A 14,388-nucleotide genomic window follows, 5' to 3' on the forward strand; every position below is an offset into this window, starting at 1 on the left:
AGCGCACATGGCTACAGGCAACCCCGAGGGCAAGCAGCAGCCACCGGAGGAGCAGCGCCTGGGACCGGTCCTCCGGCGGCGCGATCAGGTGACCGCGAGCACGACCGACCAGCGCCTCCTGGACGCGGGCGGCCCCTCGGACTGGGTCCACACCGACCCGTGGCGCGTCCTGCGGATCCAGTCGGAGTTCATCGAGGGCTTCGGCACCCTGGCCGAACTGCCGCCCGCGATCAGCGTGTTCGGCTCGGCCCGCACCAAGCCGGACTCACCGGAGTACGAAGCGGGCGTACGGCTCGGACACGCCCTCGTGGAGGCCGGGTGGGCCGTGATCACCGGCGGCGGCCCCGGAGCCATGGAGGCGGCCAACAAGGGCGCCCTGGAGGCCAAGGGCATCTCCGTCGGCCTCGGCATCGAGCTGCCCTTCGAGCAAGGGCTCAACGCGTACGTCGACATCGGGCTGAACTTCCGTTACTTCTTCGTCCGCAAGATGATGTTCGTCAAGTACGCCCAGGGCTTCGTGGTCCTGCCCGGCGGCCTCGGCACCCTCGACGAACTCTTCGAGGCCCTCACGCTCGTACAGACCCAGAAGGTCACCCGCTTCCCGATCGTCCTCTTCGGAAGCGAGTACTGGGGCGGCCTGGTCGACTGGCTGAAGAACACGCTCATCGCCCAGGGCAAGGCGTCGGAGAAGGACCTGCTGCTGTTCCACGTGACGGACGACGTGGACGAGGCGGTAGCGCTGGTCTCAAAGGAAGCGGGACGGTAGTAAATAGCCCTTCCGGCGTTTGAGGACGAGGCCGTCCAGGCCGAAGCGGGGGTCTGGGGGCGCAGCCCCCAGTGATGGGACGGGTAGGGGCGGCGGGGGCGAAAGAACTTACGCCAGCCCCCGCCTCCCCACCGCCGGAGGCCGATGCCCAGCGATCGACGCCACCATGTCCAACACCTGCCGCGTCTCCGCGACTTCGTGCACCCGATACACCTGCGCCCCCAGCCACGCAGACACGGCGGTGGTCGCGAGCGTCCCGACCACCCGCTCCTTGACCGGCTTGTCGAGCGTCTCGCCCACGAAGTCCTTGTTGGACAGCGACACCAGCACGGGCCACCCCGTCTCGACCATCTCGCCGAGCCGCCGCGTCGCCTCCAGGCTGTGCCGCGTGTTCTTCCCGAAGTCATGCCCGGGATCGATCAACACCGACTCCCTGGGAACGCCGAGTTCTACGGCCCGTTCGGCAAGGCCCAGGGTCACGCGCAGGATGTCGGCCATGACGTCGTCGTAGGTCACCCGGTGCGGCCGGGTCCGCGGTTGTGCGCCACCCGCGTGCGTGCACACCAGCCCCACGCCGTACCGCGCGGCGACCTCCGCGAGCCGGGGATCGACCCCGCCCCACGCGTCGTTCAGGAGATCCGCGCCCACCTCGCAGACGGCCTCGCCGACCTCGTGCCGCCAGGTGTCGACGCTGATGATGACGTCAGGGAAGCGCTGCCGTACCTCGGCCACGAAGCCGACGGTGCGCCGCGCTTCTTCCTCGGCGGTCACTTCCTCGCCGGGCCCGGCCTTGACTCCGCCGATGTCGATGATGGCGGCGCCCTCGGCCACCGCCTGCTCCACGCGCGCGAGGGCGGGCTCGTCGCGGAACGTGGCCCCCTGGTCGTAGAAGGAGTCCGGGGTCCGGTTGACGATCGCCATGATCACCGGCTCGTGCGTGTCGAATTCACGCCTGCCCAGCCTGAGCATCCCCTGTGACCTCTCCTAGTACGTACCGGTCTTCAGCCGCCTGTGACCCTAACTGTCAGCGTCGCATGGCACGATCGGACCCTGACACATTCGGCTTCGGCACGTCCGACCTCGACGCCCGTGGAGACCTCAGAGATGTTCATGTTCTTGTTCCTGGTCGTCGCGCTCGCCGTCGTGGTCGGCGCCGTGACCCTCTCGGTGATCGGCGGCGGCGACAGCGCTCCGCTGCCCGACGTGGCGCCCGAGCGCCTCGACGACCCGCTGCCCCCGGACCGGCCGGTGAACCACGCCGACATCGAGACCCTCCGCTTCCCGCTCGCCGCGCGGGGCTACCGCATGGCCGAGGTGGACGACGCGCTGGGCCGCATCGCCGCCGAACTCGCCGAGCGCGACGCCCGGATCGCCGACCTGGAGTCCGCGCTGGCGGGCGCCCAGGCGGGGACCCAGGCCACCGCCAACGTCTCCATGCGGAAGCCGATCGAAGGCGACCAGCAGTGAGCGAGGGCGGGGCCGTCGCCGGTCCGGACGGCGCCCTGCGCTGCCCCTGGGCACTGTCCACGGAGGACTACGTCGCGTACCACGACGAGGAGTGGGGCCGCCCGGTACACGGCGACGACGCCCTGTACGAGCGGCTCTCCCTGGAGGCCTTCCAGTCCGGCCTCTCCTGGATCACGATCCTGCGCCGCCGCGAGGGCTTCCGGGCCGCGTTCGACGGCTTCCAGATCTCCAAGGTCGCCACCTTCACGGACACCGACCGCGAACGCCTCCTCGCCGACGCGGGCATCATCCGCAACCGCCTCAAGGTCGACGCCACGATCGCCAACGCGCGCGTGCTGGCGGATTGGGCCCCGGGCGAACTCGACGACTTCATCTGGTCCCACGCCCCGACCCCGGGCCCGGCCCCGAAAACCCTCGGGGACGTCCCGGCGGTGACGACCGAGTCGACGGCCCTGTCGAAGGCCCTGAAGAAGCGGGGCCTGAAGTTCGTAGGGCCGACGACGGCGTACGCACTGATGCAGGCGTGCGGGTTGGTGAACGACCACCTGAAGACATGCGTCGCCAGAAACGCCTCCTAGTAGGCGCCTACCGACCCAAGTACTTCGGCTTCTCCTTGTTGACGAAGGCCTGCACAGCGATCGCGTGATCCTCCGACGCGCCCGCCCGAGACTGAAGTTCGTCTTCTTTCTCCAGCGTCTCCTCAAGGGTGTGCGTCAGGCCGTACGCCACGGCCTCCTTCAGCGCCGCGTAAGCCACCGTCGGCCCGTCCGCCAGCTGCCGGGCGACCTTCTCCGCCTCGGCGTGCAGCTCACCGACGGGCACGAGACGGTTGGCGATCCCCAGGTCGTACGCGTCCTGCGCGGTGATCGTGCGCGGGAACAGCAACAGGTCGGAGGCCCGCCCCGGTCCGACGACACGCGGCAGCGTCCAGGAGATTCCGGAGTCCGCGGTCAGGGCGACACCGGCGAAGGACGTGTTGAAGCCGGCGGTGTCCGCCACGATCCGGTAGTCCGCGGCCAGCGCGAGCCCGAAACCGGCTCCCGCGGCGACCCCGTTGACCCCGGCGACCACGGGCTTCGCCATGCCGGCGATCGCCCGCACGATGGGGTTGTAGTGCTCCTTCACCGTGGTCATCGTGGCCCCCGTCCCGGCCTCCCGGTCGGACGCCAGCAGGGTGATGTGCTCCTTGAGGTCCTGGCCCACACAGAACGCCCGCTCGCCCGCCGCCGTCAGCAGCACGGCCCGTACGGCGTCGTCGTCCGCCGCGGTCCGTACCGCGTCCCGGAGGGCGACTTTGGTCGCGATGTTCAGCGCGTTCATCGCCTCGGGGCGGTTCAGCGTGATCGTCGCGAGTCCGTCGCTCACCTCGTAGAGCACGGTGTCGGCCATGGCGTATCCCCTCGGGTGTCGCGGCTCCGGCGTACCGGTCGGTACGCCGTACGTCCGTAGGACAGCATGGCGGAGATCACCGTCCACGCGCCGGGCCGGACGTGTGACCTGCGTCAAAGAATTCCGCTCCGGATTCGGTCGGCCGAGGTCCGCACGGCGGCGAAGTATCGCAGTCACATCGGCGAATTGAGTGGTTTTGCTCGCGCGCGTTGCCCAAGCGATGCCGACTGATGTTGGTCATCGGGTCCTGAGATGCGGGATAATGGCCTGGAAGCAATGTGTTCGATGCCGGTGACGCGTGTCTCATTAGGGGCCGCGCGTGCCCTCCATGGGGCCGTCGGCGACGATGAGCTGGTTTCAGGAAGGGGAACGAGCATGGCGGCCATGAAGCCGCGGACGGGCGATGGCCCGCTCGAGGTGACCAAGGAGGGGCGGGGCATCGTCATGCGCGTTCCGCTCGAAGGCGGCGGGCGGCTCGTCGTCGAGCTGACCCCTGACGAGGCCGACGCGCTGGGCGACGCCCTCAAGAAGGTCGTCGGCTGACGGGGCGGAACGCGACCATACCCCTTCAGCGACCCCGGCACCCGAGACGGTGCCGGGGTCGCTGCTTTCCTGGGAGTTCCCTGTGGGGAGCGGTGCCTATGGGGGCTGGGTGCCTATGGGGATGGGGCTAGCGCTTGACGGCGCAGAGCAGGCCGTCGCCCACCGGGAGCAGTGACGGCACCAGCTCCGGGCTCTCGCGCACGGCGCGCAGCAGTTCGCGCAGCCGGAGGACTTCGGTGGGCTGGGGGCTCGAGTCGACGGTGCGGCCGTTGGCGAAGACGCCCTCGAAGACCACCAGGCCACCCGTACGCAGCAGGCGCAACGATTCAGCGAGATAGTCCAGGAACTCCAGCCGGTCACCGTCGCAGAACACCAGGTCGTAGCCCGCGTCCGCGAGCCGGGGCAGGACGTCCAGGGCGCGGCCCGGGATGAAGCGGGCCCGGTTGCTGGCGAAGCCGCAGGCGCGGAAGGCCTGGCGGGCGAACTGCTGGTGGTCCGGCTCCGGGTCGACAGTGGTCAGTACCCCGTCCGGCCGCATGCCGTACAGAAGATGCATTCCGGAGACGCCGGTCCCGGTTCCGATCTCGGCCACCGCTTTCGCGTCCACGGTGGCGGCGAGCATCCGCAGCGCGGCGCCCGTGCCGGGCGACACCGAGCGCAGCCCTGCCTCGCGGGCCCGGTCACGGGCCCAGCGCAGTGCTTCGTCCTCGGCGACATAGGCGTCGGCGAACGCCCAGCTCGTCTGCCGGTTGCCGGTAATGACCCTCTCCTGTCCCCGTGGTTGCCTGGGCGTGACTGTATCCGTTGGTGCCGGGAACCTGCTGATGGGACCGGGCGTTTAGAGGGGGAGGAATGCACTGGGGGACGCGGCCGGAGGGAAGGGCGGGGGATGACGATGGATCAGGTTGTCGAGCGCGACGTCGAGCAAGACGTCGGGCAGGGTCACGAGCGTCGGCTCACGCCACCGCCAGGTCGGTATGAGCGTGTATCAAATTCTCGTAAAACCGCTTATCCGGAGCTAACGGGCGAGGTGGCTATGGTAGGGGCTCCACTGGACACCACCAGAGCCGACAGGGGAGGTGCGGCTGTACCTGTGGATCGGGGAGGAGTGCTTCGGCGCTTTCTCGGATCGGCGGGCAGGCCGAAATCCGTGAACGACACCGCTGCTGACCACAGCCACGCCGCTGACCATGCCCAGACCGCGACCTTCTCCACCGACGCGGACGGGCAGGCGTGGACTCCGCCCACCTGGGAGGAGATCGTCAGCACCCACAGCGGCCGTGTGTACCGGCTCGCGTACCGCCTGACGGGGAACCAGCACGACGCCGAGGACCTGACGCAAGAGGTCTTCGTCCGGGTCTTCCGTTCCCTGTCGACGTACACGCCCGGCACCTTCGAGGGCTGGCTGCACCGCATCACCACCAACCTCTTCCTGGACATGGTCCGCCGCAAGCAGCGCATCCGTTTCGACGCGCTGGGGGAGGACGCGGCCGAGCGACTGCCCAGCCGCGAGCCGTCACCCCAGCAGGTCTTCAACGATGCGCACTTCGACGCGGACGTCCAGCAGGCCCTGGACACCCTCGCCCCGGAGTTCCGGGCGGCGGTCGTCCTGTGCGACATCGAGGGTCTCTCGTACGAGGAGATCGCCGCGACCCTGGGCGTCAAGCTCGGTACGGTCCGTTCCCGGATCCACCGCGGCCGCTCCCAGCTCCGCAAGGCCCTCGCGCACCGCTCGCCGGAAGCACGGGCCGAGCGCCGTTCCTTCGTGGCGCGTGTGCCCGCGCTGGGGGGAGGGGGCGCGACCGCGTGAGTGGATCACGTCCTACGCCTGCGGAGCAGCACCTGGGAGACCGACTTTCCGCCCTCGTGGACGGGGAGCTCGGTCATGAGTCGCGCGAGCGCGTACTGGCGCATCTGGCCACCTGTACGAAGTGCAAGGCCGAGGCCGACGCGCAGCGCCGACTGAAGAACGTGTTCGCGGAAATGGCCCCACCGCCCCCCTCCGAGAGCTTCCTGGCCCGTCTCCAGGGACTCCCCGGGGGAGGCGGCGACATGGACGGCGAGGAGCCGCCCGGCGGGGGACTCTTCGCCGCCGGGATCGGTGTCTTCGGCGTCAAAAGAGACGGGCCGCTCGACGCGTTCGAGTTCGGCTACGTCCCTGCGGGCCCGCACGTGGCCAGGGCCCTGACTCCTTCGTCTCCCTCCCCGTCTTCGTCCCGGTCCGCCCGTGAAGGCTTCCGTATCCATGACGTCAGCCGGCACGACGCCGACCGCTCCGCCTCGCGCGGGATGCGGTTCGCGTTCGTCGCCGCCGGGGCGGTCTCGCTGGCCGCGATCGCGCTGGGCGGGGTCGCCACGGTCGCGCCCGGCGACACGGCGGCGGAAGCGCGGGGCGGTACGGGGGTGACACCGGCGCGTACGCAGGGCACGGGCGCGGCGGCGACCACCGACGCGGGGCGTCGCCGAGCGGTAGGCCCCCTGCTCGCCCAGGGCACCAGCCAGCGCTCGATGCTCGGCGACACCGCGATCCCGCCGACCTCCGTCTCCGCCCCCCTGCTCCCCGGAGTGCCGTCACCCGCGGCCGTCCAGGGCGACGAGGTCCTGCACACGCTGACCGCGCCGGTGATGGCCGGGGCGGCGGTCATGTCCCCCCTGATACGCCCGCTCAACGCGACCGCGCCGGTCGCCCTCACGTCCTGGTCCACGGCCCCCGAGGCCATGACCCCGGGCCTGCGCGCACCGGCCCCCGACACCACCTCGTCCCCCTCTCCCACCCCCACACCCCCCTCCCACCCACTCCACTGACCGGCCCCTGCGCCACGACCCGCGAACCTGGTTGAATCCGGGGAGTACGGGGTGGCGCTGCCAGTTGTGGGGGGACCATGGACGAGGGGATCCGGGAACCGGAGCCTGCGAGGACGAAGTGGTGGGGGCGGGGGCGGCGCCGGGCGGGGGAGACGGAGCCTTCGACACCGGGTGCGGCTATGACTGCCGCTACGGAGAGTCCGACACCGGGTGCGGCTACGTCTACGTCTACGGAGAGTCCGACACCGCGTGTGGTTGAGGCGGAGCCGGTGGGTGCTGGGCCGGGGGCTGTGGGTGATGCCGGGTTCCGTGGGGTTGGCGTCGACGGGGATGTCGGTGCGGATACCGGGGGTGCCGAGGCTGACGAGGCTGATGACGGGGACTTTGCGTTGCGGCCGCCGGGTGTGTTGCGGGGAGCCGGGGACGGGGACTTCGAGTTGCGGGCGCCTGTTGAGGGGCTGAGCGGCGAAGTGGGTTCCGGCGAGGGCGACTTCGGGTTGGACCATCCTGCGTCTGCGTCTTCACCCGGCGGTGTGCTCGTAGACGCTGGTGGTGACTTCGAGTTGGATCACCCCGCGCCAGGACCCCCGGTCCGCAGTGCGGCCGTGGACGCCGATCGCGTTTCCGAGTCTGCCTACGCCGAGTCTGCTCACCCCGAGTCCGCTCCCCCGGAGTCGGTCTCCCCGAGCGGCGCCGCGCCTGTAAGCGCCCGCGCTGATTTCGAACCCGAACCCTCCGTGCCCGAACCCTCCGTGCCCGAACCCCCGGCACTCCCCGGCGCGGTCCTCCCGGCCGCCGATCGACCCAAGCCTCTGCACGACCCCGACCCCTACAGCACCCCGCCGTACGGCGAGCCTGGCCCGTGGGCGCCCGCGCCGCCCGTTCAGCACCCGGTGGTGACCTCTGCGCCCGGCGTGGCCGCACAGGCCGCTACAGCAGCTCCCGGCACTCCCGTCCCACCGGTCCCGTGGACCGCTCCTGCTTCTTCTGGTGCGCCTGCACCATCGTTCGCCGACATCACGCCCCTGGGTGTTTCAGTTCCGCCGGTGCCGCGGACTGCTCCCGCGTCTCCTGGCAGCCTCGTGCCGCTCATCGCCGACAGTGCGGTCCCGGATGCCCCCGTCCCACCGGCCACGCAGACCGGTCCCGAGCCTCCTGCCGGCGCCCCCGCGCTGTCTTTCGCCGACGCCGCGCTTCCTGGCGCCCCAGCGGCGGACCTCGCGGACGCCCCGCCTTCCGGAACCTCTGCACTACCTGTCCCCGGCGCCTCGACCCCCGGCACCTTCGCACCCTCCGTCCCGACCTCGGCCTCCACCCCAACCACCAACACCAACCCCTGGCACCGCTACGACCCCTGGGCATCCTCCGCCCCCCTCCAACAAACCGGCGCCGTCACCTCAACCCCCACCCCCGAGCAGCACCGCGCCCGCACCCGGAAACTCCTCGTCGCCTCCGCGGTCGCCCTCGCTCTTCTCTCGGGCGGGGTCGGCGGCATCGTAGGAGCGCATCTGGAGCGGGATGGGGTCGGTGGAGACGTTGTGTTGCCGCAGGTCGGGAAGGCGGACACCGGGCGGGCGCCGGACAGCGTTGCCGGGATTGCCGCTCGGGCGTTGCCCAGTGTGGTGACCTTGCATGTGAGCGGGGATGCGGAGTCGGGGACCGGTACCGGGATCGTGTTGGACACCCGGGGGCACATCCTCACCAACAACCATGTCGTGGAGCTCGCCGGTAGTGGCGGGGCGATATCCGTCAGCTTCAGTGGGGGACAGACCGCCAAGGGCAAAGTCGTCGGGCGGGACACCGGGTACGACCTTGCCGTCGTGCAGGTGAGCGGGGTGCGGGGGCTGACGCCGATGCCGCTCGGGAATTCAGACAACGTGCGGGTGGGGGACCCTGTCGTCGCGATCGGCGCGCCGTTCGATCTCGACAACACCGTGACCTCCGGGATCATCAGCGCCACGGAGCGGCCGATCACGGCCGGCGGTGAGGCCTCGGACGGGAGTGACGTGTCGTATGTCGACGCTTTGCAGACCGACGCGCCCATCAATCCCGGTAACTCCGGTGGGCCGTTGCTCGATGCGGACGGGCGGCTCGTCGGGGTCAACTCGGCTATTCGGTCCGCCGATGACGGGGCCGGGGACGGGGGCGGGGACGGGACGGAGAGTGGGCAGGGTGGGTCCATCGGGCTCGGGTTCGCCATTCCCGTGAATCAGGCCAAGCGTGTTGCCGAGGAACTGATCAACACCGGCAGGGCCACGCATCCGGTCATCGGCGTCACCCTCGACATGGACTACACGGGAGACGGTGCGCGCGTCGCCACGAAGGGCGGTGACGACGGGCCCGCCGTCACCGCCAGCGGTCCCGGTGCCAAGGCCGGGCTCAAGGCGGGCGACGTCATCACCGAGGTCGACGGCGAGCGCGTCCACTCCGGCGACGAACTCATCGTCAGGACCCGTGCTCATCGGCCCGGCGACCACCTGCGGCTGACCCTCGACCGGGACGGCAAAAACCTGACCGTGTCGCTCGTTCTCGGGTCCTCGACCGGTGGATGAGCCGGTGATTGACAGAAACGTCACAGGTGAGAGCCCCGCGACCCGTCCCACTAGGCAAACAACCCGGAAAACCGGTCCCGTACACCCACTCGTAGCCCGCGGGACAGTACCGGTCGGGTGGGATCGCCGGGTACCGTGGACCCGGCCCGGACCACGGAAGACCCGCACAGACCCCGAGGGCCGAGGACCGAGGACATCGCAAGGAGCTTCAGGTGTTCAATGACATAGGACCGCTCGAGCTGGTGACGATCATTGTGCTCGCCGTGCTCGTCTTCGGTCCGGACAAGCTCCCGAAGGTCATCCAGGACGTCATGCGGACGATCCGGAAGATCCGAGAGTTCTCGGAGAGCGCCAAGGCGGACATCCGCGAGGAACTGGGTCCGGAGTTCAAGGACTTCGACTTCGAGGACCTCAACCCCAAGACGTTCCTGCGTAAGCAGCTGGACAACGACGAACTGGGGCTCAAGGAGATCCGCAACGGCTTCGACCTGAAGAAGGAGATGGCCGAGGTCACGGAGGCCGTGCAGAGCGCGGACACCCCCTCGTCCTCCTCGCCTTCCTCTTCGTCGTCCAGCGGCCGGCTCGACATGACCAAGAAGCCCGAGGAGCCGGAGAAGGACGAGCGCCCGCCCTTCGACGCGGACGCCACCTGACCCTCCCGGGCACCTTCCGAGCCCCTCCGTAATCACGTCTCACGTGACGCGTCTCATACCTCCGCCACGCCCTCGTACGGCCTGAACACGGCCCTTTCGCGCCTCGCGCGCCGGGCGCTTTCCGGGCTGCCTCGCACGAGGTGGCTATGCTGCCGAGTTGTTGTGCGGACCGGGCGAGTCGCCCGAAGGGGGGCGGGCCGCCCCGGTCCGACGAGAACGAGGAGGCGTCCGGAGCATGGAGACGACGAGTCGGGTAGGCGCGCAGGCGCCGGCCGCGGAGGGTGGACAACCACTCCCCTCCGCCCGGCGCACGGTCGACGGCTACCTGCTGGCGCCCTTCCCGTGGTACGGCCTCGACGAGGCCTTCACGGGACCGCGCTGGCTGATGCAGGTGGGCATGGCGGCGGACGGAGCCGTCGAACACGGTTCGATCGGGCACGGCGACGAGCCCTCCGTACGCAACGAAGGCACGGAGGACAAGGAGAAGTTCGCGGTCGTCGTCACCGTCGCGGGCAACCCCGCCCGGCGCACCGCCGACGGTACCGGCCTCCTGGAGGCCACCTCGGTCTCCTCAGCGGCCTGGCTCGCCGGTGTGGGGCTGCTGTCCTTCACCTGGCCCGGGCAGATGGACCACACGCTGCGGGACGACTGGCTGGAGCAGCAGACCGAGACGGCGTGGGTACTGGCCGACGATCTCGCCGGCGACGACTGGTCGACCCTGTCCCTCCCCGTGGACGGCGTGCCCACGCCCTTCCACTACCGCGAGTCCGAGTTCGGCTGGGTGCTTGCCGGGTCGACTCAGGAGGGCGTGCACGTGGGGGCGTACGGGAGGGGCATGAGCGCGTATGGGCTCGGCTTCGCCATGATCAAGGACATCGCTACCTACGCAGCCCAGTAGCGGTTACGACGATGGGGGCGCCGTCTCACCGGACGGCGCCCCCATCGTCGTAGAGAAGTCCCTGTAAGACCTCGTAAGAAGATCCCTAGAACTTGTTCCTCGGGGTGATCCCCAGCGACATGCCCGAAAGGCCGCGCTGTCGGCCGCCCAGCTTGCCGGCGATCGCCCGCAGCGCGGCGCCCGCCGGGGAGTCCGGGTCCGTCAGGACGACCGGCTTGCCCTCGTCGCCGCCCTCGCGGAGGCGGACGTCGATCGGGATGGAGCCCAGGACGGGGACCGACGCTCCCGTCGTGCGGGTCAGGCCGTCCGCCACCGACTGGCCGCCGCCCGTGCCGAAGACGTCGACCATCTCGCCGCAGTGCGGGCACGGCAGGCCCGCCATGTTCTCGACGACGCCGACGATCTTCTGGTGGGTCTGTACGGCGATGGAGCCCGCGCGCTCGGCGACCTCGGCCGCCGCCTGCTGAGGGGTCGTCACGACCAGGATCTCGGCGTTCGGGACGAGTTGGGCGACGGAGATCGCGATGTCGCCCGTGCCCGGCGGGAGGTCGAGGAGGAGGACGTCCAGGTCGCCCCAGTACACGTCCGCCAGGAACTGCTGGAGCGCTCGGTGCAGCATCGGGCCGCGCCACACCACCGGTGCGTTGCCCGGCGTGAACATGCCGATGGAGATGACCTTCACGCCGTGCGCCGACGGCGGCATGATCATGTTCTCGACCTGGGTGGGAGTGCCGTCGGCGCCCAGCATGCGCGGCACGGAGTGGCCGTAGATGTCGGCGTCGACGACACCGACCTTCAGACCGTCCGCCGCCATCGCGGCCGCGAGGTTCACGGTCACCGAGGACTTGCCGACGCCGCCCTTGCCGGAGGCGACCGCGTACACGCGGGTGAGGGAACCGGGCTGGGCGAAGGGGACCTCGCGCTCGGCCTTGCCACCGCGCAGGGCGGTCGCGAGTTCCTTGCGCTGCTCGTCGCTCATCACGTCCAGGGTCACGTCGACACCGGTGACGCCCTCGACACCCAGGACCGCATCGGTCACGCGTTGCGTGATCGTCTCCCGCATCGGGCAGCCGGAGACCGTCAGGTACACGGTGACCGCGACCGCTCCGTCCGCACCGATCTCCACCGACTTGACCATCCCCAGTTCGGTGATGGGTCGGTTGATCTCGGGGTCGTTCACCGTCGACAGCGCTTCACGCACCGCGTCTTCCGTAGCCATAGGGTCGATGGTACGGCGCCGCGCGGGGCCCCAGGTAAGTCGGTCACCGGTCGTCTACGTCACGTCCGTGCGACCGTTCTGCCGGGAATACGACGTGCTTGTGCTGACCGTCCCCGCGTCCGTTGCCGCGTTCCTCGATCTCTTTCACCAGGTCCTGCAGCTCGGAGCGGATCCAGTCCCGGGTCGCCACCTCGCCGAGACCGATGCGCAGGGCGGCGATCTCGCGGGTGAGGTACTCGGTGTCGGCGATCGACCGCTCGTTCTGCTTGCGGTCCTGTTCGAGGTTGACCTTGTCGCGGTCGTCCTGCCGGTTCTGCGCGAGCAGGATCAGCGGGGCCGCGTAGGAAGCCTGGAGCGACAGCATCAACGTCAGGAAGATGAACGGGTAGTTGTCGAACCGCACATCGCGCGGCGCGAAGATGTTCCACAGCACCCACGCGATGATGACGACCGTCATCCAGACGATGAACCGTCCGGTGCCCAGGAACCGCGCGATCCGCTCCGACAGCCGCCCGAAGGCCTCCGGGTCGTACTCGGGCAGGAACCGGCGCCGGGGTGGGCGCGGCTGGTCGAGCCGGGCCCGGGTCCGGGTGGTGGCGGTCGCGCCCGCCGGGGTCCGCTCGCGCGTGGACTCGCGCTCAGGAGTCATGAGCCGCCACCTCCTCCGCCTCTGCCGAAGCGTCTGCTGATGTATCTGCCGCTGCTGTCTCGTCCGATGCTTCTACCTCGGCCTCGGCCTCGGCCTCGTTCTCGCGGTCGCCCTCGCCCGCGTTCTCGCCTTCGCCCTCGTCGAGGTGGAACTCGGTCTCCCGCCAGTCCTCCGGCAGCATGTGGTCCAGCACGTCGTCCACCGTCACCGCGCCCAGCAGCGACCCGGTCTCGTCGACCACGGGCGCCGCGACCATGTCGTACGTCGCGAAGAACCCGGCGATGAGCTGCAACGTCGCGTTCGGGTCGAGCGGCTGGAGGTCGTCGTCGATGATCGCGCTGACCAGGGTGTACGGCGGGTCGCGCAGCAGCCGTTGGAAGTGGACCGTGCCGAGGTACTTGCCGGTCGGGGTGTCGTCGGGCGGGCGGCAGACGTAGACCTGGGCGGCGAGCGCGGGGGAGAGGTCGGCGCTGCGGACCCGGGCGAGCGCGTCGGCGACGGTCGCGTCGGGCCGCAGGATGATCGGCTCGGTCGTCATCAGGCCGCCCGCCGTGTGCTCCTCGTACGACATCAGGCGGCGGACGTCGGCCGCTTCGGAGGGCTCCATCAGGTTCAGCAGCCGCTCCTGGTCCTCCTCCGGCAGCTCGCCGAGCAGGTCGGCGGCGTCGTCCGGGTCCATCGCCTCCAGGACGTCCGCCGCGCGCTCCTCCTTCAGCTTGCCGAGGATCTCGATCTGGTCGTCCTCCGGGAGCTCTTCGAGGACATCGGCGAGGCGGTCGTCGTCGAGGGCGGCGGCGACCTCGGCCCGGCGCTTGGGGGAGAGGTGGTGCAGGACGTTGGCGAGGTCGGCGGGGCGCAGTTGCTCGAAGGTGGCCAGGAGGCTCTCCGCGCCCTGTCCCTGCTCCTCCAGGGAGAAACCGGTGACGGCGGACCACTCCACGGTCAGGGTCTCGCCCTTGGCCCTCCTGAAGGCGCTGCCGGTCCGGCCCTTCCGTACGAAGACCCGGTCGATCTCCCAGTCCCGGCGGGCCGGCAGATGCTGCACCGACAGGTCGAGGACGCTGACCTCCTCGCCGGTCTCCGTGAGGGTCACACGCCGGTCCAGGAGTTCGCCGAACACCAGCCGCTCGGTGGGCCGTTGCTCGAAGCGGCGGACGTTCAGCACGCCGGTGGTGATGACCTGGCCGGACTCGATGCCGGTGACCCGGGTCATCGGGAGGAAGATGCGGCGCCGGGTGGAGAGTTCGACGACCAGGCCGAGCAGCCTGGGGGGCCGCTGGCCGACGCGCAGCATGGCGACGAGGTCGCGCACGCGGCCCACCTGATCGCCGTTCGGGTCGAAGACGGCGACACCGGAGAGGTGCGAGACGAAGACCCGGGGAGCGCCCGCTGCCATGGCCGCACCTCCTTCTTTCTTTGCTGATCCGCTGATGGATTCTCCGGCTTC

Annotated in this window: 16 protein-coding genes; 9 read left to right on the forward strand and 7 right to left on the reverse strand. The window is 70.1% G+C overall.

Translation table 11 applies throughout. From position 1 onward, the window contains the following. The first annotated feature begins 7 nt into the window (after positions 1-7). A complete protein-coding gene (locus OG588_RS32780) occupies positions 8-766 on the forward strand; it encodes a TIGR00730 family Rossman fold protein (RefSeq protein WP_019058183.1) in 759 nt (252 codons plus the stop codon). A gap of 108 nt (positions 767-874) precedes the next feature. Here the strand turns inward: OG588_RS32780 and folP are convergent, their stop codons facing one another. Next, positions 875-1,735, reverse strand: coding sequence for a dihydropteroate synthase (folP, locus tag OG588_RS32785; protein ID WP_405950410.1), 861 nt, complete (start codon positions 1,733-1,735; stop codon positions 875-877). Between the two features lie 135 nt (positions 1,736-1,870). On the opposite strand from folP, the gene OG588_RS32790 reads away from it, so the two are divergent. Both OG588_RS32790 and OG588_RS32795 read left to right on the forward strand, forming a co-directional pair. Further along, a complete protein-coding gene (locus tag OG588_RS32790) occupies positions 1,871-2,233 on the forward strand; it encodes a DivIVA domain-containing protein (RefSeq protein ID WP_405950411.1) in 363 nt (120 codons plus the stop codon). Next, the gene (locus OG588_RS32795) at positions 2,230-2,811 is read left to right on the forward strand and encodes a DNA-3-methyladenine glycosylase I (RefSeq protein WP_405950412.1); all 582 of its coding nucleotides are present in this window, start codon (positions 2,230-2,232) and stop codon (positions 2,809-2,811) included. Before OG588_RS32790 ends, OG588_RS32795 begins: the two co-directional genes overlap by 4 nt. 7 nt (positions 2,812-2,818) lie before the next feature. On the opposite strand, the gene OG588_RS32800 is transcribed toward OG588_RS32795, so the two are convergent. Continuing rightward, complete coding sequence (locus OG588_RS32800; RefSeq protein WP_405950413.1) at positions 2,819-3,622, reverse strand: enoyl-CoA hydratase/isomerase family protein; 804 nt, start codon at positions 3,620-3,622, stop codon at positions 2,819-2,821. A gap of 375 nt (positions 3,623-3,997) precedes the next feature. Between OG588_RS32800 and OG588_RS32805 the strand changes: the two genes are divergently transcribed. Continuing rightward, on the forward strand, positions 3,998-4,165 hold the full coding sequence (locus OG588_RS32805; RefSeq protein WP_003966491.1) for a DUF3117 domain-containing protein: 168 nt from the start codon (positions 3,998-4,000) through the stop codon (positions 4,163-4,165). Positions 4,166-4,292: 127 nt separating this feature from the next. Here the strand turns inward: OG588_RS32805 and OG588_RS32810 are convergent, their stop codons facing one another. After that, the gene (locus OG588_RS32810; protein ID WP_329265624.1) at positions 4,293-4,991 is read right to left on the reverse strand and encodes an O-methyltransferase; all 699 of its coding nucleotides are present in this window, start codon (positions 4,989-4,991) and stop codon (positions 4,293-4,295) included. Positions 4,992-5,273: 282 nt separating this feature from the next. Between OG588_RS32810 and sigE the strand changes: the two genes are divergently transcribed. Together sigE and OG588_RS32820 are read left to right on the forward strand one after the other, a co-directional pair. Further along, a complete protein-coding gene (gene sigE, locus OG588_RS32815) occupies positions 5,274-5,975 on the forward strand; it encodes an RNA polymerase sigma factor SigE (protein ID WP_019072074.1) in 702 nt (233 codons plus the stop codon). Further along, positions 5,972-6,970: an anti-sigma factor family protein gene (locus OG588_RS32820; RefSeq protein WP_405950414.1), complete on the forward strand. Its 999-nt coding sequence runs from the start codon at positions 5,972-5,974 to the stop codon at positions 6,968-6,970. Before sigE ends, OG588_RS32820 begins: the two co-directional genes overlap by 4 nt. Positions 6,971-7,491: 521 nt before the next feature. Here OG588_RS32820 and OG588_RS32825 read toward each other — a convergent pair. Then, positions 7,492-7,623 (reverse strand): hypothetical protein, encoded by a 132-nt coding sequence (locus OG588_RS32825; protein WP_405950415.1) that lies wholly within the window; start codon positions 7,621-7,623, stop codon positions 7,492-7,494. A gap of 393 nt (positions 7,624-8,016) precedes the next feature. On the opposite strand from OG588_RS32825, the gene OG588_RS32830 reads away from it, so the two are divergent. The 3 genes from OG588_RS32830 to OG588_RS32840 all read left to right on the forward strand — a co-directional run bounded on the left by OG588_RS32830 (position 8,017) and on the right by OG588_RS32840 (position 11,073). After that, positions 8,017-9,522 carry a trypsin-like peptidase domain-containing protein gene (locus OG588_RS32830; RefSeq protein WP_405950416.1) on the forward strand — a complete coding sequence of 502 codons (1,506 nt, stop codon included), beginning with the start codon at positions 8,017-8,019 and terminating at the stop codon, positions 9,520-9,522. 212 nt (positions 9,523-9,734) lie between these two features. Further along, a complete protein-coding gene (locus OG588_RS32835; RefSeq protein ID WP_405950417.1) occupies positions 9,735-10,175 on the forward strand; it encodes a sec-independent translocase in 441 nt (146 codons plus the stop codon). 235 nt (positions 10,176-10,410) lie between these two features. Beyond that, positions 10,411-11,073 carry a hypothetical protein gene (locus OG588_RS32840; protein ID WP_405950418.1) on the forward strand — a complete coding sequence of 221 codons (663 nt, stop codon included), beginning with the start codon at positions 10,411-10,413 and terminating at the stop codon, positions 11,071-11,073. Between the two features lie 85 nt (positions 11,074-11,158). On the opposite strand, the gene OG588_RS32845 is transcribed toward OG588_RS32840, so the two are convergent. From OG588_RS32845 to OG588_RS32855, 3 genes are read right to left on the reverse strand one after another with little or no spacing between them, the layout of a single operon-like run. Beyond that, the gene (locus tag OG588_RS32845) at positions 11,159-12,292 is read right to left on the reverse strand and encodes an Mrp/NBP35 family ATP-binding protein (protein ID WP_405950419.1); all 1,134 of its coding nucleotides are present in this window, start codon (positions 12,290-12,292) and stop codon (positions 11,159-11,161) included. 43 nt (positions 12,293-12,335) lie between these two features. Beyond that, a complete protein-coding gene (locus OG588_RS32850; protein ID WP_405950420.1) occupies positions 12,336-12,941 on the reverse strand; it encodes a DUF1003 domain-containing protein in 606 nt (201 codons plus the stop codon). Continuing rightward, positions 12,931-14,337, reverse strand: coding sequence for a magnesium transporter MgtE N-terminal domain-containing protein (locus tag OG588_RS32855; RefSeq protein ID WP_405950421.1), 1,407 nt, complete (start codon positions 14,335-14,337; stop codon positions 12,931-12,933). Before OG588_RS32855 ends, OG588_RS32850 begins: the two co-directional genes overlap by 11 nt. Between the last annotated feature and the right edge of the window lie 51 nt (positions 14,338-14,388).

Origin of the sequence: Streptomyces prunicolor (genome assembly GCF_045162825.1) — a bacterium.
Taxonomy (GTDB): domain Bacteria; phylum Actinomycetota; class Actinomycetes; order Streptomycetales; family Streptomycetaceae; genus Streptomyces; species Streptomyces prunicolor.